This is a genomic window from Pantoea sp. JZ2, assembly GCF_035191405.1.
Lineage (GTDB): Bacteria > Pseudomonadota > Gammaproteobacteria > Enterobacterales > Enterobacteriaceae > Pantoea > Pantoea stewartii.
The window spans coordinates 4,628,008-4,645,096 of record NZ_CP045247.1 but is presented as its reverse complement, the minus strand read 5'-3'; the positions used below and the strand labels follow the sequence as shown (position 1 = coordinate 4,645,096).

At 50.0% G+C, this 17,089-nt stretch carries 15 protein-coding genes, 1 tRNA gene and 3 other RNA genes; 10 read left to right on the top strand and 9 right to left on the bottom strand.

Annotated features, from left to right (window positions below; all coding sequences use genetic code 11):
* Window positions 1–38: 38 nt before the first annotated feature.
* On the top strand, window positions 39–656 hold the full coding sequence (gene sodA / locus GC087_RS22400) for a superoxide dismutase [Mn] (RefSeq protein ID WP_006121393.1): 618 nt from the start codon (window positions 39–41) through the stop codon (window positions 654–656).
* A 287-nt stretch (window positions 657–943) separates the two neighbouring features.
* On the top strand, window positions 944–1,906 hold the full coding sequence (locus GC087_RS22395; protein WP_324029385.1) for a VirK/YbjX family protein: 963 nt from the start codon (window positions 944–946) through the stop codon (window positions 1,904–1,906).
* A 9-nt stretch (window positions 1,907–1,915) separates the two neighbouring features.
* Here GC087_RS22395 and GC087_RS22390 read toward each other — a convergent pair whose 3' ends face one another.
* From GC087_RS22390 to GC087_RS22370, 5 genes are all read right to left on the bottom strand, one after another.
* Window positions 1,916–2,278, bottom strand: a complete 363-nt coding sequence (locus GC087_RS22390; protein WP_006121395.1) for a YibL family ribosome-associated protein — start codon at window positions 2,276–2,278, stop codon at window positions 1,916–1,918.
* A 102-nt stretch (window positions 2,279–2,380) separates the two neighbouring features.
* Window positions 2,381–2,983: an MltR family transcriptional regulator gene (locus GC087_RS22385; RefSeq protein ID WP_172677666.1), complete on the bottom strand. Its 603-nt coding sequence runs from the start codon at window positions 2,981–2,983 to the stop codon at window positions 2,381–2,383.
* A gap of 7 nt (window positions 2,984–2,990) precedes the next feature.
* Window positions 2,991–4,139, bottom strand: coding sequence for a mannitol-1-phosphate 5-dehydrogenase (gene mtlD / locus GC087_RS22380; RefSeq protein ID WP_033737311.1), 1,149 nt, complete (start codon window positions 4,137–4,139; stop codon window positions 2,991–2,993).
* 94 nt (window positions 4,140–4,233) lie between these two features.
* Window positions 4,234–6,168 (bottom strand): PTS mannitol transporter subunit IICBA, encoded by a 1,935-nt coding sequence (locus GC087_RS22375; RefSeq protein WP_324029383.1) that lies wholly within the window; start codon window positions 6,166–6,168, stop codon window positions 4,234–4,236.
* 437 nt (window positions 6,169–6,605) lie between these two features.
* Window positions 6,606–7,322 (bottom strand): DUF3053 domain-containing protein, encoded by a 717-nt coding sequence (locus GC087_RS22370; RefSeq protein ID WP_324029381.1) that lies wholly within the window; start codon window positions 7,320–7,322, stop codon window positions 6,606–6,608.
* Window positions 7,323–8,307: 985 nt separating this feature from the next.
* Here GC087_RS22370 and GC087_RS22365 point away from each other — a divergent pair.
* Entirely contained in the window at window positions 8,308–8,601 is a 294-nt protein-coding gene (locus GC087_RS22365) for an HTH-type transcriptional regulator (RefSeq protein WP_006121400.1), read from the top strand.
* Window positions 8,602–8,698: 97 nt separating this feature from the next.
* Here the strand turns inward: GC087_RS22365 and tnaB are convergent, their stop codons facing one another.
* The 4 genes from tnaB to GC087_RS22350 form a co-directional block, all read right to left on the bottom strand.
* Window positions 8,699–9,946 carry a low affinity tryptophan permease TnaB gene (gene tnaB, locus GC087_RS22360; protein ID WP_006121401.1) on the bottom strand — a complete coding sequence of 416 codons (1,248 nt, stop codon included), beginning with the start codon at window positions 9,944–9,946 and terminating at the stop codon, window positions 8,699–8,701.
* Between the two features lie 113 nt (window positions 9,947–10,059).
* A complete protein-coding gene (gene tnaA, locus GC087_RS22355) occupies window positions 10,060–11,475 on the bottom strand; it encodes a tryptophanase (protein WP_058701526.1) in 1,416 nt (471 codons plus the stop codon).
* 293 nt (window positions 11,476–11,768) lie between these two features.
* The gene (gene tnaC, locus GC087_RS25875; RefSeq protein WP_071988795.1) at window positions 11,769–11,846 is read right to left on the bottom strand and encodes a tryptophanase leader peptide; all 78 of its coding nucleotides are present in this window, start codon (window positions 11,844–11,846) and stop codon (window positions 11,769–11,771) included.
* A 365-nt stretch (window positions 11,847–12,211) separates the two neighbouring features.
* Window positions 12,212–12,805 (bottom strand): HD domain-containing protein, encoded by a 594-nt coding sequence (locus tag GC087_RS22350; RefSeq protein WP_006121403.1) that lies wholly within the window; start codon window positions 12,803–12,805, stop codon window positions 12,212–12,214.
* Between the two features lie 62 nt (window positions 12,806–12,867).
* On the opposite strand from GC087_RS22350, the gene GC087_RS22345 reads away from it, so the two are divergent.
* From GC087_RS22345 to GC087_RS22315, 7 genes are all read left to right on the top strand, one after another.
* Window positions 12,868–13,332 (top strand): MarR family winged helix-turn-helix transcriptional regulator, encoded by a 465-nt coding sequence (locus GC087_RS22345; protein WP_033737315.1) that lies wholly within the window; start codon window positions 12,868–12,870, stop codon window positions 13,330–13,332.
* Between the two features lie 94 nt (window positions 13,333–13,426).
* Window positions 13,427–13,855 carry an organic hydroperoxide resistance protein gene (locus GC087_RS22340; RefSeq protein WP_006121405.1) on the top strand — a complete coding sequence of 143 codons (429 nt, stop codon included), beginning with the start codon at window positions 13,427–13,429 and terminating at the stop codon, window positions 13,853–13,855.
* A 254-nt stretch (window positions 13,856–14,109) separates the two neighbouring features.
* A complete protein-coding gene (gene eptB, locus GC087_RS22335; protein ID WP_324029379.1) occupies window positions 14,110–15,801 on the top strand; it encodes a kdo(2)-lipid A phosphoethanolamine 7''-transferase in 1,692 nt (563 codons plus the stop codon).
* A 125-nt stretch (window positions 15,802–15,926) separates the two neighbouring features.
* A tRNA-Pro gene (locus tag GC087_RS22330) sits at window positions 15,927–16,003 on the top strand.
* A 33-nt stretch (window positions 16,004–16,036) separates the two neighbouring features.
* A non-coding RNA gene (locus GC087_RS22325) (RtT sRNA) lies at window positions 16,037–16,164 on the top strand.
* Window positions 16,165–16,197: 33 nt separating this feature from the next.
* Window positions 16,198–16,325: non-coding RNA, RtT sRNA (locus GC087_RS22320), on the top strand.
* A 32-nt stretch (window positions 16,326–16,357) separates the two neighbouring features.
* Window positions 16,358–16,485, top strand: a non-coding RNA gene (locus tag GC087_RS22315) — RtT sRNA.
* Window positions 16,486–17,089: the final 604 nt, after the last annotated feature.

The following is a 17,089-nucleotide window of genomic DNA, read 5'->3' as shown; positions in this document are numbered from 1 at the left end:
TTGTCGTGCTGCTCAAACACTAAATGGAGAGGAAGAACATGAGTTATTCACTGCCATCCCTGCCTTACGCTTACGACGCACTGGAACCGCATTTTGACAAGCAGACGATGGAAATCCATCACACCAAACACCACCAGACTTATGTCAACAACGCCAATGCGGCGCTGGAAGGGACTGAATTTGCCGATCTGCCTGTCGATGAACTGATCACCAAACTGGATCAGCTGCCAGCAGATAAAAAAGGCCCGCTGCGCAATAACGCGGGTGGTCACGCTAACCACAGCCTGTTCTGGAAAGGCCTGAAAACCGGCACCACGCTGCAGGGCGAGCTGAAAGCCGCGATTGAAAAAGATTTCGGCAGCGTAGAAAAATTCCAGGAAGAGTTTGAAAAAGCGGCAGCGACCCGTTTCGGCTCCGGTTGGGCCTGGCTGGTTAAGAAAGGTGACAAACTGGCCGTGGTTTCAACCGCTAACCAGGACAACCCTCTGATGGGCGAAGCGATCGCTGGCGTATCGGGTTACCCTATCATCGGTCTGGATGTGTGGGAACACGCCTACTACCTGAAGTATCAAAACAAACGTCCGGATTACATCAAAGCTTTCTGGAACGTGGTTAACTGGGACGAGGCGGCAGCGCGCTTCGCATCCGCTAAGTAAGCGCTAAGCGCCATACGTACTTTCAACCGGCAGAGTGGCTCTGCCGGTTTTTTTATGCCCGCAGGATGCTGTTCTTCCACCCTGCAACTTCTCAATGGTGCCTGCTCTGGCATTTTATTACCTTCAAACCACCTGCACACATGCAGTCGGACTTAAGGGCCTAAACGAAAATTAAACGAAGCGTCAGTTTACCCCGCTAAATTTTTAACAATTTGAGTCATTAACCTGCCGTTGATGCCGGTCGTTTTATCATCAGTGTCATTATCAGACCAATAAGAATGTCGGCTATGTCTATTTATACTACACACGATGTGATGGCGGATTCATACGCCAGTTTATTTTTTCAATTACTTAGCGGAAAGTACGTCCCCAACAAAATCTGGCGGAGCCGGCGATTCCGGCTTAAATTTGCTTTAAGAACCCTTATTGCACCTGTTAAGACTTTGCGTTATTTACAGCAACTTTCTGCGTTACCAAGAATCACCCAGTTAATGCACGTACAGGGGTTGTTACCCGCGAAGCTTCATCGCCCCTATCTGCGTGCAGGAATGAGCGTCGCGCAACGGGCGCAGGCGATTCTTGATCACTATAATCTGATGAACAACCTGGCGAATTTATCGCTTCGCCAGATTTTGCAAAGTGGTGAAGAGACTGTTCTGGCCAGACTTGTGGGTAAAAACGACGAAGACTTTGTTATTGCCTGCCGTTCTGGCTTTTACGATCGTGAGGGTGAAGTCACCTTAGTGCTGCGTTATCAGGGCGAGGGAATTGCCTCTCTGTCATTCACGATTTTGAATGAAGATAATGAACGCACCTTAGTGATTGGAGGATTACAGGGACCGCGAAAAACCATTAGTAATGAGGTGATTCGCGACGCAACGAAAGCGGCACATGGTTTATTTCCTAAGCGCTTGCTTATGGAGGTGGTCTTTATTTTGTCGCAGCAGTGTGATGTCAAAAAAATAGCCGCAGTAGGCGACGAAACGCATGTTTTTCGTAGTCTGCGTTATCGCCACAGTAAAAGCGATAAATTCTGTGCCAGCTACAGTGAATTCTGGCTGACGCTGAATGGTCAGGCCCGCGCTGACGGCATGTTTGCACTGCCGCTGATGTTGCCACGAAAAACGCTTGAGGAAATTGCCAGCAAGAAGCGGGCCGAATACCGCCGTCGTTATACGCTGCTGGATACGCTGGCAGAGCAGGTGAACACGGCTACTGGCCAGCATGCGGTGGATCAGGCGGCTGCCTGATCGCACACATCAAAAGGCGCTTTTGGCAAAGCCTGTCATGACCTGCAGGTTCATTTCTCGTCCCAGCGCGGTCATAGGGTGCACGACAACTAGGCCGCGTACACTTTTCTTTAAGGCACCCAGATTGGCCTGTTCTTTTTTGGTAATTTCGCGGCTGAACGGCAGTTTCTGCAGTTTTTGCGCTTCCTGGCTCAATTTGGCGTCGCGCTGATTGCGCAGACGTTCAATTTCCGTCACCAGCGTTTCTTTCTCTTTTAAAAGCGCGCCCAGCTTTTCAGCATCACCCGCTTCCAGTAGCTGAGGCTCTTTACGGTTCAGCGCGTCCAGTTGATCGCTGAGGCGTTTAATTTCGTTCTTTTCTTGCTCTTTCATGACAACAACTCGTTGAGGAAAACAGGCTAAGGATACACCAAATTCACGACAGATTCTCGGGAGAAGGGTGAAAGAGGGAGCGGTTCAGGCTCCCCGCAGGATTTAGCTGGATGCCTTCTTAAACGCCTGTTTCAGGCTGATACGGGAAATGAGTTCTGTCAGAGACAGGACCATCGTGGAGCGCACCATTTGCAGGTAGCGTTGCTGCTGCATCGCCTGTAAGGCGGGATCGTCTGCCTGTAAGGTGGGAACCGGCGGCCAGGCTGAGACGCAATGCAATTCACCGAAAGGACCCAGAATTTCATCATCGGTAAAACGATAATCGCCCGCGTCGTGATTCAGCTCTTCGCGCAGGGCCAGCAGCAGTTCACAATCTTCATATTCATGACGACTAATCACCCCAAGGCCATAAATCAGCTTAAGCCTGACCGACAGCTCGCCGAGCGGGCCGTCGCCCAGCAACAGGGGCTCCACGGCGTATTTCACGGCGTAGTCATCTTTACGGAATACTTGTAACACCAGCACATTAACGGCTTCGGCCAGCAGTTCAACTGCGGCGAACAGAAAGCTCCGCACCGATCGCCCCGCGTTCAGACGTTCAAGCACACGATTTTCAAAAGCCTGCTTTTCTTCCATTATGGCCTGCGTCAATGTCGTACTGCTGTCGGAGGCGACGTCATCGCCCCCGATCTGGATTGCTAACATGGCGTTATTATGCCATGGCGTGCCAGGCGCTAACGGCTTCTTTTACAATCTCACTGTCAGCCTCCAGGCCAGATACCTGAGCCAGGGTTGCCTGTGGCCCTTTTTCCGCCAGCAGTGCAGCCAGCTCTTGCGCCTGCGGATCCTGGTCGCTGTGGTAGTGCATGGCGGCCGCAATCCCTTTCACCAAATTGGCATGCGGCAACCCGTATTCCAGTGTGCCCAGCGTTGGTTTAATCAGGCGATCGCCCGCACTTAACTTACGAAGTGGCTGCCGACCCACGCGTTCAACATCATCTTTTAAGTAAGGATTTTCAAAGCGGCCCAGGATTTTCTGGATATAGGCAGCATGTTTATCGGCGTCGAACCCATAACGTTTGATGAGCACCGCGCCACTCTCTTCCATGGCACCCTGAACGACGGCGCGAATACCCTCATCAAGAATGGCATCGCGGATGGTCTGGTGGCCAGCCCGTTGTCCCAGGTAGGCCGTAATCGCGTGGCCGGTGTTGAGTGTAAAAAGCTTACGCTCAACAAAGGCCATCAGGTTGTCAGTCAGTTCCATGCCCGGAATGGTGGGCAGATCGCCCTTAAACTGGGTCTTATCCACAATCCATTCGCTGAAGGTTTCCACGGTGACTTCCAGCGGATCCTCACTGCCGGCCTCAGAAGGCGGTACAATACGATCAACCGCAGAATCGACAAAGCCAACATGTGCCTCAAGCCAGGCGTGATACTGGGACGGTAGTGCCTGGAGCACATGCTGTTTGAGCTGACTGGTACCGCGAACCATATTTTCACAGGCGATAATATTTAGCGGCTGAACATTGCCGTTATCACTGCGTTTGGCCAGACCTTTGGCGACGCTGGTGGCGATGCGTTCCAGGATTTGCGGGCCAACCGCAGTGGTAACGAGATCAACTTCAGCGATCAGAGGGATAATATCGTCGCTGGTACTGTTAACGGCGCTGACGCCTGTAACGATGTCGACGTTGGCCTGTTCACCGACGACATGCACAGGATATTCATGACGGGCATTCAGGGCATCCAGTACCGTCTGATTCACATCTGCAAAAACCAGCTCAATACCTGCGTCTGCCAGCAGTTTACCAATAAAACCGCGACCAATATTACCCGCTCCAAAATGTAACGCTTTCATAATTTTGACCCATATCAAATGACAACGGGGCGGGCATGTCCGCCCCAACAAAGTGGGACGGGCATAACCGCCCCAGGGAAAATGTCGGACCGAATCAGGCTAACGCTGGCTTGCCTGATAACAGATCCAGCACATCTTGAACGCTGTTGGTATGAGCCAGTTTTTCAATGACCTGCTCATCGTCAAGTGCGTTGGTCAGGCTGGTGATCACCTGAATATGCTCGTTATTGCGGGCGGCGATACCAATGACCAGGCGCGCCACCTCATCGGGTTCATCACCAAACTGCACGCCAGCAGGGTACTGGCAGAAAACCACACCGGTTTTCAGCACCCGGTCTTTAGCCTCAACCGTGCCGTGCGGGACCGCGATCGATTCGCCAAGGTATGTCGGCGTCAGCTTTTCCCGCTCCAGCATCGCATCAACGTACTCGGGCTGAACATAACCCCCTTTCACCAACTGCTCACCCGCAAAGCGGATGGCCTGCTCTTTATTACTGGCATTCAGTCCCAGGAACACATTGCTCGCCCCCAGTTTAAACAGGTTGGCACTGCCGTCATCATAGCTGTCACCCAATGTTTTCTGTACGACTTCCCGGTTCGCTTCACTCCGGTTTGCCGCCGCCAGGCGCTGGGTCAGCGTGCTGTACAGAGCACTGTCCAGAAAGTTATTCAGTGAAATGTGTTGGGCATGAGGAGCCTGACGAATGGCGCGTTCGGTCAAATCGCGATGCGTAATGACTAAGTCAACATCACCCGGCAGCGCGTTAATGGCGCTGTTGGTTACCGACACATGCGTTAAGCCTGCATCCTGAACTTTCTTACGCAGTACGCCTGCCCCCATAGCGCTTGACCCCATGCCGGCATCACAAGCCACGATGATTTTACGCACATGATTCAGGTCAACGCTCATCGCATCGCTGGCAATCGCGGCACCTGACACCGCCTGCCCTTTTGACTCAGCTTTCATGTCATGCATGCGCTGCGTAGCCGCTTCGATATCATCGTCTTCTTTCACTTTGCTGGTTTTGAGCAAAATAGCAGAGACCACGAAGGAAACAGCAAAAGCAGCGAAGACTGCGGCAATATTCGCAAAATAAGCGCCTTTTGGCGTCATGGCTAATACTGCCAGAATAGAACCCGGTGAGGCAGGAGAAACCAGGCCGCCATGCAGAACCGTCAGAGTAAACACGCCGGTCATACCGCCGAGGATCACGGCCAGCAGCAGCCGTGGTGCCATCAGGACATAAGGGAAGTAGATTTCGTGAATACCGCCCAGGAAGTGGATGATAGCCGCACCGCCGGCAGACTGCTTCGCACTACCACGACCAAAGAACATATAGGCCATCAGTACGCCCATACCCGGGCCTGGGTTGGCTTCAATCAGGAAGAAGATTGACTTACCGGCTTCGCTTGCCTGTTGAATCCCCAACGGTGAGAAGATGCCGTGGTTAATAGCATTATTAAGAAACAGGATTTTCGCCGGTTCGACAAAGACAGACGTCAATGGCAGCAGGTTATTTTGCACCATCAAATTGACGCCACCGGACAGGATATGTGACAAACCTTCGACAAGGGGACCAATCGCCAGGAAGGCCAGCAACGCCAACAACATGCCGATGATCCCGGCAGAGAAGTTGTTAACCAGCATTTCGAAGCCGCTTTTGATTTTGCCGTCAACCATGCGGTCAAATGACTTGATTGCCCAGCCACCAAGCGGGCCTGCGATCATCGAGCCGAGGAACATCGGCATATCAGCACCGACAATCACGCCCATTGTCGTGATGGCACCCACTACACCGCCGCGATCGCCTCCCACCAGACGTCCACCTGTAAAGCCAATTAGCAATGGCAGCAGGTAAGTGATCATCGGGGCGACAAGTTTCGCCAGTGTTGCGTTTGGAATCCAGCCCGTTGGAATAAACAGCGCGGTGATAATACCCCAGGCGATAAACGCGCCGATGTTAGGCATCACCATATTACTCAAAAAGCGACCAAAGCTTTGAACTTTGACCTTTACTGATGAGGACATAAGCCCACCCCTTGTTGAGACGCGCTGCAACAGGAGCGCGCGTTTGTTTTTGTTTAGCCACTACGGCGATGCGCCGTCAGTATTACTGTATGCAGGCGGACTTTATCACGCGAATATTGGCCTGCGTAGTGGGTGACCTCATGAGTGATGCAGGTCACATTTATGACGGGGTTACAGGGGCGTTTTAAGTGATTTGTATCACAAAATAAGGGTCATACAGGAAAGTTATGACCAATTTTTGACCGTTTCTTTTTACTTTAAGTGATATTTATCACACTTTTATCATGCTGCTTTGTTTATAAAATGTGATTAAAGTCACAACTTAATTTAATAAAAAACGGGCCAGATCACATTTTGATCTGGCCCGTTTTTATGAAGCGCAAGCGCGTGGTGAAGTGATTATGAGATGAACAGTCGCTAATCTGTCCGTGTGAAATTTATTGTCCCGTGCCCTGAACGGCATTCTTGGCCTGAGTCAGTGCCTGGACATTCGCTGATAAACTGGTCATCAGGCTGTTGTACTGGGTAGCCTGTTCCTGAGTAGGGAACTGGACTCCGCCATTATTAAAACTGACGCGTGTCCCCTGTACCTGAAGAAATTCACCAGTTTTAACCGCATCCTGACTAAGCGTCTGGAGTTTAGGTAACAATGGGATCAACTGAGCGGCAGGCTGAGTGACGACCTTGTCATAGGCGGTATCGAAAACCTTTTTCAGATCGTCAGACTGTTTCAGACCGGCTTTGCTCTTATCCGCCTGCATTTTGGCGCTTTCGAGTTGTTGGGTGGCGACGGTCAGGGCGCTTGTGGCCTGAGCCAGAGAATCCCGGCGACTCAGGTAGTCTTGCGGCACGCGAATAGCAGAAAGCTCATCCACGACCGGGCGCATGCCCTGATCGACCGTCTTATTCACCTGTTGTGAGAAACCATACAAAATCGCGTAATCCCCAGCAAAGGGACCAAAACTCTGTTTCTGGTTTTCACTCAGACTCGGCAGATGTTCACCGCTACGCATAACGGTATTTTGCATGAAATCGATAAACGCTTTGCGTTGTTCGCCTTCTTTATCACCACACGCGGTGAGTTGCAGAACGATAAGCACGCCAGCCAGCATAATGCCGCTGCGTGCCAGGACGCGGGAAATTCCTGAAGCCATGGGTTCAACTCCTGTCAGTAAAACTGGCTGATGTCCGGGTAAGCAGTGGCCTAAAGAATAGAACAAACGTTAATGGCCACACAATGTGAAAGCGCGCTGTCAGGCCATTATGGGTAAGAAAAAAGAGGTTAAACGTAAAATCAGGGCCTCATCCGTTTACAAAGCCTTTTAAAGAGCAGTGAAAAGGCTTTTTTCCATACCCGATAAGGGGCGGCTCGTGCTGTAAAGGCAGTAAGAATAAACCCTGAGCGGGGCCTGTTCAGACGCCCTTTGTTAAGCCTGCCCGGAACCGCGCTCACTGCCTGAGCATCCCGTACCGGGTGCAGGCTGTATTAACAACTATCCTGTAAATGCCCTCTCATTGTTCAGTTGCCTTAAAGTAGTGCAACCCGTTGCTCTGGCTCGCTATGGGAAGGGCCTGTCCAGATGACAGAGCAGGATTAATCGTACTGGTGATTGCCTGATAACCGTTATGTCTTTGGGCGCTGGCGGCACGACAGCCACGGCATCGCCAGTGCGTAGCTTGATAAATTGCTGGTACTGACCGTTTTGTTGTAGAAAATCGAAAGATCTGGCGCATATTTTGCAAATTCTTTTGTTGTAAGCGTGTGCGGGGTTCTGATGATTTATTCACCGAAGAGGGTGAAGAAAAAAAGATCGGAACGCGAAGTAGATGCCGTATCAACAAAATCAATTGCATCAAACGGTTAGGGTTTTTAGCCTTTTTTCAGAATTGTAAAGTTAAAAAAAATGTTTAATTTGCACTGCAAATTGTCAGGTCTCTATCCATACTTAGTCTCCCGGCATATGTTGCATTGCGTTGTCATGTTTAAGCAGCGGTGCAGTACAGGCTGTGTCCCATAAGATTTTCATCATAAATACAAACTCTTATGGGATGCAGCTTGCTTAGTCCGGTTTCTGAACCTGATTTCAGGTTCGTGTACCTTCTTTCACGTGATTCATAGTGAGTTTTAAGGAGTTCTCTATGGAGTTAAAAGATCCTATGTTTGAATTGCTCAGCAGCCTTGAGCAGATTGTTTTGACACGTGATAACAGCCCTGTTGCGCTGCAAACTCAGCGTCAACCTGCAATGCCAGAGCCGCAACGTCTGCGCGAAATGGCGGGAATGCAGGTCGATGAGTTTGCAAAAATCATGGGTGTTAGCGTTTCTTCGGTTAAAAGTTGGGAAGCACAGCGTACGCGCCCTTCAGCAACGGCACAGAAATTGATGAAATTACTTCACGCCAATCCGTATCTTGGACGTCAGCTGCTTGATTAAGTTTTACCACCCGTTTACAGGTGAGGCCGGTCACAAGGGTGGCCGGCTGTTTAGCCTCCAGCACACAACGCCATCCGTATTTCCTGCCAGTGTCTTATCAGGCAAGCTTCGGTAACACGTCCAGTACGTTACCTACCCAGCAGACAATCACAACGACACCAAAAATGATGACCATGGCGGGAATGATTCTGCCACCCCACACGGTAAAAATTTGGTCGGGAAAGCGTCTCCGGGACTGCATTGCCAGTAGGGCAGGCACGATGACGGCCCACACTGTTGCGCATAAGCCTGCGCCGCCAATGCCATAGAGAAAGCCATTTGGAAAGATCAGGTACAAAAGGCTGGGGGGAAGAAAGGTGAGCAGCACCGTTTTGCCTCGCCCAACGGCGGTATTTTCTATGTTAAACAAGTCCGCCAGATAATCGAATAACCCCAACGTGACGCCAAAAAAAGAGCTGGCAACGGCAAGATTAGAAAAAACCAGCAGGAAAAAGGCAATAACTCTGTCGGGATGGGTGCCCATAAACGACTTCACCAGGGCGTCAACATTGCCCCCCGACGCAATAATGCCTTTAAAACTTTCGCGCGGGATATTGCCCATAGTGCAATACAACCAGAAAAGATAGACAAACAGCGCCAGTAAGGAGCCCAGAACCAGGCTTTTCACCAGCTTGTCTTTCTGCTTGCCATAACAAATTATCAGGCTGGGAATATTGCCATGAAAACCAAATGAAGCAAGGCAGACAGGGATAGCCATAAAGATACAGGCGAAGTAAGAATGCGTGTCACTGAGGCTGCTGGCATCGCTGAGAATGGCATAGTCAACGTCAAAAAATAATGAACCGAAAACAATGATAAAGGCGAGGATTTTAACGCCGAGAAAGAGGGATGTAATCCGGCTTGTTGCCAGTGAGCTTATCCACAGCACGCCAGCAACACCTGCCGCGGTGCCGATGCCAACGACGCGGGCAGGCAAAGTCAGGCCCGTGTGAGCGGACAGCGTTTCGCTGATAATCGCACCATTGGCTGAGATATAGGCGTACGTCAGAATATACAGCACAAACGCAACGGTAATGCCGCTAACTACATTCCATTTTTGACCCAGCAGATCTTTGGTTAATGTATTAAAGCTTGAGCCTGGTGGGTAATTTAAATTGGCCTCCAGCAATAACAGACCGGAATGCAGCATGGAAAACCAGGCAATCACCAGGATAAAAGTGCCCCAGAAGAACCAGGCGCCGGCCAGATCGACGGGCAGTGCAAACATGCCGCCACCGATGACCGTGCCGGCAATAACCATCACGCCCCAAAAGGCGGAATGTTTTTGATGTGGATGATCGTCCATGGTGTCCTCTCAATACGGTATCTCATGTTTATCATTTTTATTGTTGTGAGGTTAACAGAGCGATGCGGCAGAGCGGCTGTCGCTGACAGCCGCTCACTTTACAGGTATGACAGTTAAATCTCTTTAAGTTTTGCAGTGAAGTGGCGCAATACCTCAGGCTCATAGGTGAAGGTTAAGCCTTTTATGTTGGCCGCATTCCCTTTCACATGCCCGAATGCTTCAATGATGAAATCCATGTGCGTTTGCGTGTAGGTGGCCCTGGGAAGGGTCAGACGCAGCAATTCAGCCGGGCAGGGCAACTGTTTACCCGTTTTCGGATCGCGACCTAACAAAAATGATCCAATCTCTACAGCCCGAATGCCTGCCACCTTATACAGCTCACAGGCCAAGGCCTGAGCCGGAAACTGATCGGCGGGAATATGAGGTAATAATTTACCGGCGTCGACAAAAGCAGCATGCCCTCCAGCCTGCTGACAGGTCACGCCTATGGATTCCAGCCCGTCTACCAGGTACTGAATCTGGCTGATGCGATAGGCCAGCCAGTCCTGACGCATCCCGTCGTAAAGCCCTACTGACAGCCGTTCCATCGCACCGCCTTCTAAGCCGCCATAGGTGGGAAAACCTTCCTGCACGACGCACAGTGTTCGGCAATCTGTATAGACGTCAAAGACGCGGTCGTCCTTGAAGGAGAGCAAACCGCCCATTGGCACCATGGCATCTTTTTTGGCCGACATCGCCAGCATGTCGGCATATTGATAGCTTTCCCGGGTAATCGCGTCGATTGTCCAGCCCTGGTACTCTTTTTCACGTTGCTGGATAAAGTAGGCATTTTCAGCGAAACGGGCTGAATCCATGACCACAGGAATGTCATATTGCTTTGCGATTTGGTACATGGCTTTTAAGTTGGCCAGGGAGACAGGTTGTCCTCCAGCCGAGTTGCAGGTGATCGTCGCCACAATGTAAGGCACGTGACGGGCACCCACTTCCTTTATACCGTCTTCCAGACGTTGCAGGTCGAAATTGCCTTTAAAATCATGACGTACTGCGGTATCGAAAGCCTCTTTGATATAAACGTTTCGGACAGTGCAGCCGTTAATCTGGCTATGTCCTTGCGTGGTGTCGAAGAAGTAGTTAGAAAAAGCCACCATTTTGGTTCTGTCGAGGCCTTTTTCCTTTTCACGTTTTTTAATTAATACCGGGATATAAATTTGCTCTGCACCCCGGCCCTGATGAGTCGGAATGGTATATTCATACCCAAAGATGGCTTTCACGGCATCGGCTAATGCATAGTAACTGCGGCTTCCACTGTATGATTCGTCGCCCCGCATCATGGCTGCCTGCATGTTTTGTGTCACTGCGCCGGTGCCGCTGTCCGTGAGGAGATCAATAAAAACGTCTTCACTGTCCAGTAAAAAAGGATTCATACCCGCTTTTATTATCGCCGCCTCGCGATATTCGCGGGTCGTCCGTTTAACGGGTTCAATAACACGAATGCGAAAAGGTTCCGGTAAATGTTTAAAGTTATTCATTGCTCTTCCTTTTATAATGTTTAAAGTTATTCATTGCTCTTCCTTTTATTCAGGCATGCCGGTGCCGTGACTTTTGCAAATAAATAAAAATCAGGCGTGGCCATTCTTTTAAATTTAAATGTCCATGAATTTCGCTGAGACGGCAGGGTACGTAGCCTGTAAAAAGAGCGAGAAAAGCGATGCAACAGGACGACACTATTTATGCAGTCTTAATGAAATCAGGATGCGCGTGCGTGCACCCGCGACACCGGAGGTATAAGCCAGCGAGTGCTCAGAACGGTAAAAGGAAAGGATTAAGGGCGATGATTGACGATAATATTGTCAAGGTTAAACCATTTAGATAACAGGGCAGGATTGTTTAAGATAATCATAATGTTTCAACTCTCATTAAACATCATATTACCCTATTCTATTATCTTTATAAGTCCATCGTTTTTGTAGGCTATCGTGATTATTATCACAGTAATAAAAGTGTGCTCGTTAAAGGTAAATTATTACTGATTTAACCTGGATTTGGATCTCTTTCAAAAGCCTATTGCTGGCCCTGTCGTCGTTATTATTACACCGTTACGTTTCCACGGCGTCTGCCATCAGGAAAAAACAGCGGCGTACTCGCAGCACAGGGATTCGGATGACAGGCCCGGTGACGCATTTCGGGAACCGGAACAGCCAGCGCTGCGTTCAGATTCGACTATGGCTGGCGTTTACCTGCTGTGAGAAAGATACTCAGTCAGCGTCAACGTAACCCGCCGTACCGCGCTGCCTGCTTTATAAACCAGTTCTCGGGCACGCTGTACGGTGCCTGACTTAGCTGTGCAATGCCCTTTTCAATATTTGTCGAGGCCTGATGCCAGAGTACTTCACTGCCTTCTTTGAGCAGGCCAATCTGAATTTTCTTTTCAATCAGGTAAACGCGGGCGAAGTGCGGATCGAAGCGGACGATGGCCCGTGTGTTATCAATAATATCGGCCAGCTTAATAGTTTGCGCTTCAGGACTGGCCTGGGCAGTATGACGGAAATGCGCCATTTTTCTGGCAGCCCGATTTTTTGCCTGCGTGGGCGCGGTATCGGTCAGCATTTCAACCAGTCGGGCCACTTCCGGGCCGAAATGATTTTCAATATCGTTGAGTGTCGTCGCCGTATCTTCTACAGTATCGTGCAGCCAGGCAGCGGCCAGCATAACCGGGTCATCGGTTACGCTTCTGACCAACTCCACCACGGCTGTCGGATGAACAATATAGGGCTCATCGGTATATTTACGCCGCTGTCCTGATTCAGCATGGACCTGCGTGGCATAGCGTCGTGCCTGTTCTTCCAAAGAATCCTGCATGCACTACCCCCGGCTGTCATAAATTGCTTGCAATTAACTAGTGTGCTATCTATATTACTTCCATGAACAGTTATCAAGATGACAAAAAAGTGAAAGCAGCGCCACTGTTGCTCGATCAGCAACTTTGCTTCGCACTTTATTCCGCCAATCTGGCGATGCATAAAGTCTATCGCAAGTTACTTAGCCAGATGGATATTACCTATCCGCAATATCTGGTCATGCTGGTGCTGTGGCAACAGGATTCACTCACGGTGTCAGAAATAGGCGAACGGCTTTTTCTGGATTCAGCGACGCTGACGCCGCTGTTGAAACGTCTGGAAAATGCGGGCTTAATCAACCGTCAGCGTTCCCGTCAGGATGAACGTCAGGTGGTGGTCAGCTTAACGGATGCCGGGTGGGCTTTACGTCAGCAGGCTGAAAGTATTCCTGATGACATTCAGTGTGCGTCAGACTGTAGCGAGGACGAGATGTATGCGCTTAAGCTACAGCTCAACCAGTTACGTGACAAACTGATGGCTCCGCGCTAAATTTTCTAATGAGTACAGGCAGTAAATTAACCTTCACTGTTCGACTACGTTGTGATGAGTAGCGAGCGATTAAATAGTGCAATGGAGAAAAGCGATGTCTTTAGAACAAGTGGTTTACCGTGCAAAAGCTAAAGCTACCGGTGGTCGTGATGGCCGCGCAACGTCTTCTGACGGCGTGCTGGATGTCAAACTGGGTGTGCCAAAAGAGATGGGCGGCGCAGGTGGCGAAGTCACTAACCCAGAGCAGCTTTTTGCAGCGGGATACTCAGCTTGCTTCCTGGGTGCGATGAAATTTGTTGCTGGCCGCGACAAGATTGCGATGCCAAAAGATGCATGGATTGAAGGTGAAGTCGGAATTGGTCCAATCCCAAATGGTTTTGGTATCGAAGCGACGCTGAATATCCACTTGCCTGACATGGATGAAGCAGAAGCACAGAAGCTGGTTGACGCCGCGCACATCGTGTGTCCTTACTCAAATGCCACACGTAACAATATTGACGTAACACTGAACATTATTCGCTAAGCGATCAAGGGCCTGGTTCCGGGCCCTTCCTTACTTTCTCTTCTGGCCCACTTCCCGGATCGTGCTGAACAGGATTATTTTCTGGTTTATAGCGTGGCCGCGTGCTTAACTGTGCCGCTTTATATCAGGGCATGTCAAAACGCTCAGAATTCTCTTCTTATTTAACCGGCTTGCTTAATTCGCGAACTCTGCAGAAATATGGCAGTCAGATTAACGTTTGGTTAAGCGCTTAGTCCGGGGAAACTCCATTTTTCATGAATTATATAAAATCATTAACACAGCAAAAGCTGTCGCTCTTGCTGGCTTTGTATCTCGGTATACTGCTGAATTTGCCGATTTTTTATCGCCGCTTTGCGGGACTGTTGACAACTTCAACCGTGACAGCCTGGCTCACCGCGCTTACAGAGGTTGTGGCTATCGTACTGTTAACGTTTTTCCTGATGCGGCTGTTATCGCTGGGTGGAAGAGTGTTTTACCGTATTCTGGCCACGTTGATCGTGCTGATTTCTGTCGCCGCCGCCTATTACATGGCCTTTTTTAATGTGGTTATCGGCTATGGCATTGTTGCATCCGTGATGACAACCGATACCGATTTGTCTAAAGAGGTCGTGGGCTATCACTTCATTTTGTGGATGGTCCTGGCCAGTGCGCTGCCGTTGTTCTTCATCTGGCGTAACAGTCTTAGCATGACGCTCAATGAGCAGCTGCGCACACCAGGACAGCGTCTTAAGCCGACGCTTATCCTGCTGGCTTGCGTCGCCCTCGTCTGGCTGCCCATCCGCTACCTTGATAAGTTGCAAAAAAACAATGAGGAAGTGACCAATATCGATCTGCCCAGTTATGGCGGCGTAGTTGCGCACTCCTATTTACCCTCTAACTGGCTGGCCGCGCTGGGCCTGTTTACCTGGACGAAAGTCGACGAAACGCTGGAAAACCATGAACTGCTGGATCCTGCCCAAAAGTTTACCTATGTTGCGCCGCCGGGCTTAGATGATACTTACGTTGTATTTGTTATCGGCGAAACCACGCGCTGGGACCATATGGGATTGCTGGGCTACGAGCGTAATACCACGCCGAAGCTTTCTCAGGAGAAAAATCTGGTCGCATTCCGCGGTGAATCCTGTGATACCGCGACCAAGCTGTCTTTACGTTGTATGTTTGTACGTGAAGGCGGCACCATGGATAATCCTGGCCGGACGTTAAAAGAGCAAAATGTTTTCGCGGTAATGAAAGAGCTAGGCTTCACCTCAGAGCTGTTTGCGATGCAGAGTGAAGTCTGGTTCTACGATAACATCAACGCTAATAACTTCTCTTTCCGTGAGCAGATCGGTTCAGAACCACGCAATCAGGGCAAGTCAGTGGATGATATGCTGCTTGTACCTGAGCTGCAGGCATCATTGCAGCGTTATCCAAAAGGTAAGCATCTGGTTGTGTTGCATACCAAAGGTTCCCATTACCTCTATTCGCAACGGTATCCGCGCAGTTTTGCGCGTTACCAGCCTGAATGCATGGGCGTGGATGAAACCTGTAGCAAAGCGCAGTTGATTAATGCCTATGATAATTCGGTACTCTACGTCGACAGCATGCTGGACAGCGTATTGGATCAGCTGCGTGATAAGAAAGCGATTGTTTTCTATGCCTCTGATCATGGTGAATCGATTAGCGACAATATGCATTTGCACGGCACGCCGCGTGAGATGGCACCCCCAGAGCAGTTCCGCGTGCCGATGATGGTCTGGGCATCGGACAAATACCTGGCGTACTCTACGAATCGCGAAAACTTTGAACGACTGCAGGCGCAACAGCGTACGGGCAAAACCCATCGTCATGTTGAGCTGTTTGATACGATTCTGGGCTGCCTGGGTTATACCTCGCCCGATGGTGGAATTAAGCAGGCGAACAACTGGTGTCAGGCGCCAGCCAGAACGGCGACTAAAGCGCTGTAATCACACAGGGATTTTGGATTGATAACGCCGAGAAGCCGCTGACCGCCTGCTTTCCAGGCGATTGGCCTTAAAAGCGCAAAAAGCGGTTGACGCTTATCAGGGGGAGCAGTAACATGCGCCCCCATCGGCGAGTAGCGCAGCTTGGTAGCGCAACTGGTTTGGGACCAGTGGGTCGGAGGTTCGAATCCTCTCTCGCCGACCATACTTAAGAAACCTGTCTGTAAAGACAGGTTTTTTTTCGCCTGAATAAAAGAGGATGAGAACCTCCGGAGGCGGTTTGCGCCGAGCGAAGCGAGACAACGTTGCGAACGCAACGGCCCGAAGGGGGCTTACGCAGTAAGCCTAATCCTCTCTCGCCGACCCTGTTTAAGAAACCTGTCTGTAAAGACAGGTTTTTTTTCGCCTGAATAAAAGAGGATGAGAACCTCCGGAAGAGGTTTGCGCCGGGCGAAGCGAGACAACGTTGCGAACGCAACGGCCCGAAGGGGGCTTACGCAGTAAGCCTAATCCTCTCTCGCCGACCCTGTTTAAGAAACCTGTCTGCAAAGACAGGTTTTTTTTGCCTGAATAAAAGAGGATGAGAACCTCCGGAGGCGGTTTGCGCCGGGCGAAGCGAGACAACGTTGCGAACGCAACGGCCTGAAGGGGGCTTACGCAGTAAGCCTAATCCTCTCTCGCCGACCCTGTTTAAGCAAACTGTCTGCAAAGACAGGTTTTTTTGCCTGAATAAAAGCGAATGAGAACTGCCGAAGGCAGCTTGCGCCGTGCATGCGCAGGGTTTCGTTAATAAAGGGGGCCATCTTTACTCTTTCTGTTTAGTTTTTAACCCAATGATAAAACAGCTTTTTTGCTGCGGCCTGACATAGTCATCGTCACCTGTGTTTGTGACGGGGCTTATGACGTGTTGTGAAAATTACGTCATCACAGCAAGCCTTTATGGGTTTGTTATTAGAAAATCTCATGTCAGTAATTTTGTGAAAAACTAATAACACATCCTTGCAGCGCAATTTCATGACAGACCGCTATTTTGCCGTCTCAATGCGATGCAGGCCTTGTTGTCTGAGGGATGCTGGCAGGCGAAATATAAGTTTTGGTTATGCTGTAAAAAAGCAAAATGTTAAATTTTTGCGAGAAAATATCAGCATTTTCCGCTGTATGAACGTCATAACGCACAGGGAATCGTTCAGATATCCAACATTTGGCGCTAAATGATGTACGATTTTATTTAGTGGTAATGACTGCTTAACGATGACTGTCGTAGCAGAATGCGCGGAAATAAAGCCACGCC

Excerpts from the sequence above, each read along its gene's own strand:
- sodA (WP_006121393.1), top strand. The coding sequence starts at position 39 with ATGAGTTATTCACTGCCATCCCTGCCTTACGCTTACGACGCACTGGAA.
- GC087_RS22395 (WP_324029385.1), top strand. The coding sequence starts at position 944 with ATGTCTATTTATACTACACACGATGTGATGGCGGATTCATACGCCAGT.
- GC087_RS22390 (WP_006121395.1), bottom strand. The coding sequence starts at position 2,278 with ATGAAAGAGCAAGAAAAGAACGAAATTAAACGCCTCAGCGATCAACTG.
- GC087_RS22385 (WP_172677666.1), bottom strand. The coding sequence starts at position 2,983 with ATGTTAGCAATCCAGATCGGGGGCGATGACGTCGCCTCCGACAGCAGT.
- mtlD (WP_033737311.1), bottom strand. The coding sequence starts at position 4,139 with ATGAAAGCGTTACATTTTGGAGCGGGTAATATTGGTCGCGGTTTTATT.
- GC087_RS22375 (WP_324029383.1), bottom strand. The coding sequence starts at position 6,168 with ATGTCCTCATCAGTAAAGGTCAAAGTTCAAAGCTTTGGTCGCTTTTTG.
- GC087_RS22370 (WP_324029381.1), bottom strand. The coding sequence starts at position 7,322 with ATGGCTTCAGGAATTTCCCGCGTCCTGGCACGCAGCGGCATTATGCTG.
- GC087_RS22365 (WP_006121400.1), top strand. The coding sequence starts at position 8,308 with ATGGAGTTAAAAGATCCTATGTTTGAATTGCTCAGCAGCCTTGAGCAG.
- tnaB (WP_006121401.1), bottom strand. The coding sequence starts at position 9,946 with ATGGACGATCATCCACATCAAAAACATTCCGCCTTTTGGGGCGTGATG.
- tnaA (WP_058701526.1), bottom strand. The coding sequence starts at position 11,475 with ATGAATAACTTTAAACATTTACCGGAACCTTTTCGCATTCGTGTTATT.
- tnaC (WP_071988795.1), bottom strand. The coding sequence starts at position 11,846 with ATGATTATCTTAAACAATCCTGCCCTGTTATCTAAATGGTTTAACCTT.
- GC087_RS22350 (WP_006121403.1), bottom strand. The coding sequence starts at position 12,805 with ATGCAGGATTCTTTGGAAGAACAGGCACGACGCTATGCCACGCAGGTC.
- GC087_RS22345 (WP_033737315.1), top strand. The coding sequence starts at position 12,868 with ATGAACAGTTATCAAGATGACAAAAAAGTGAAAGCAGCGCCACTGTTG.
- GC087_RS22340 (WP_006121405.1), top strand. The coding sequence starts at position 13,427 with ATGTCTTTAGAACAAGTGGTTTACCGTGCAAAAGCTAAAGCTACCGGT.
- eptB (WP_324029379.1), top strand. The coding sequence starts at position 14,110 with ATGAATTATATAAAATCATTAACACAGCAAAAGCTGTCGCTCTTGCTG.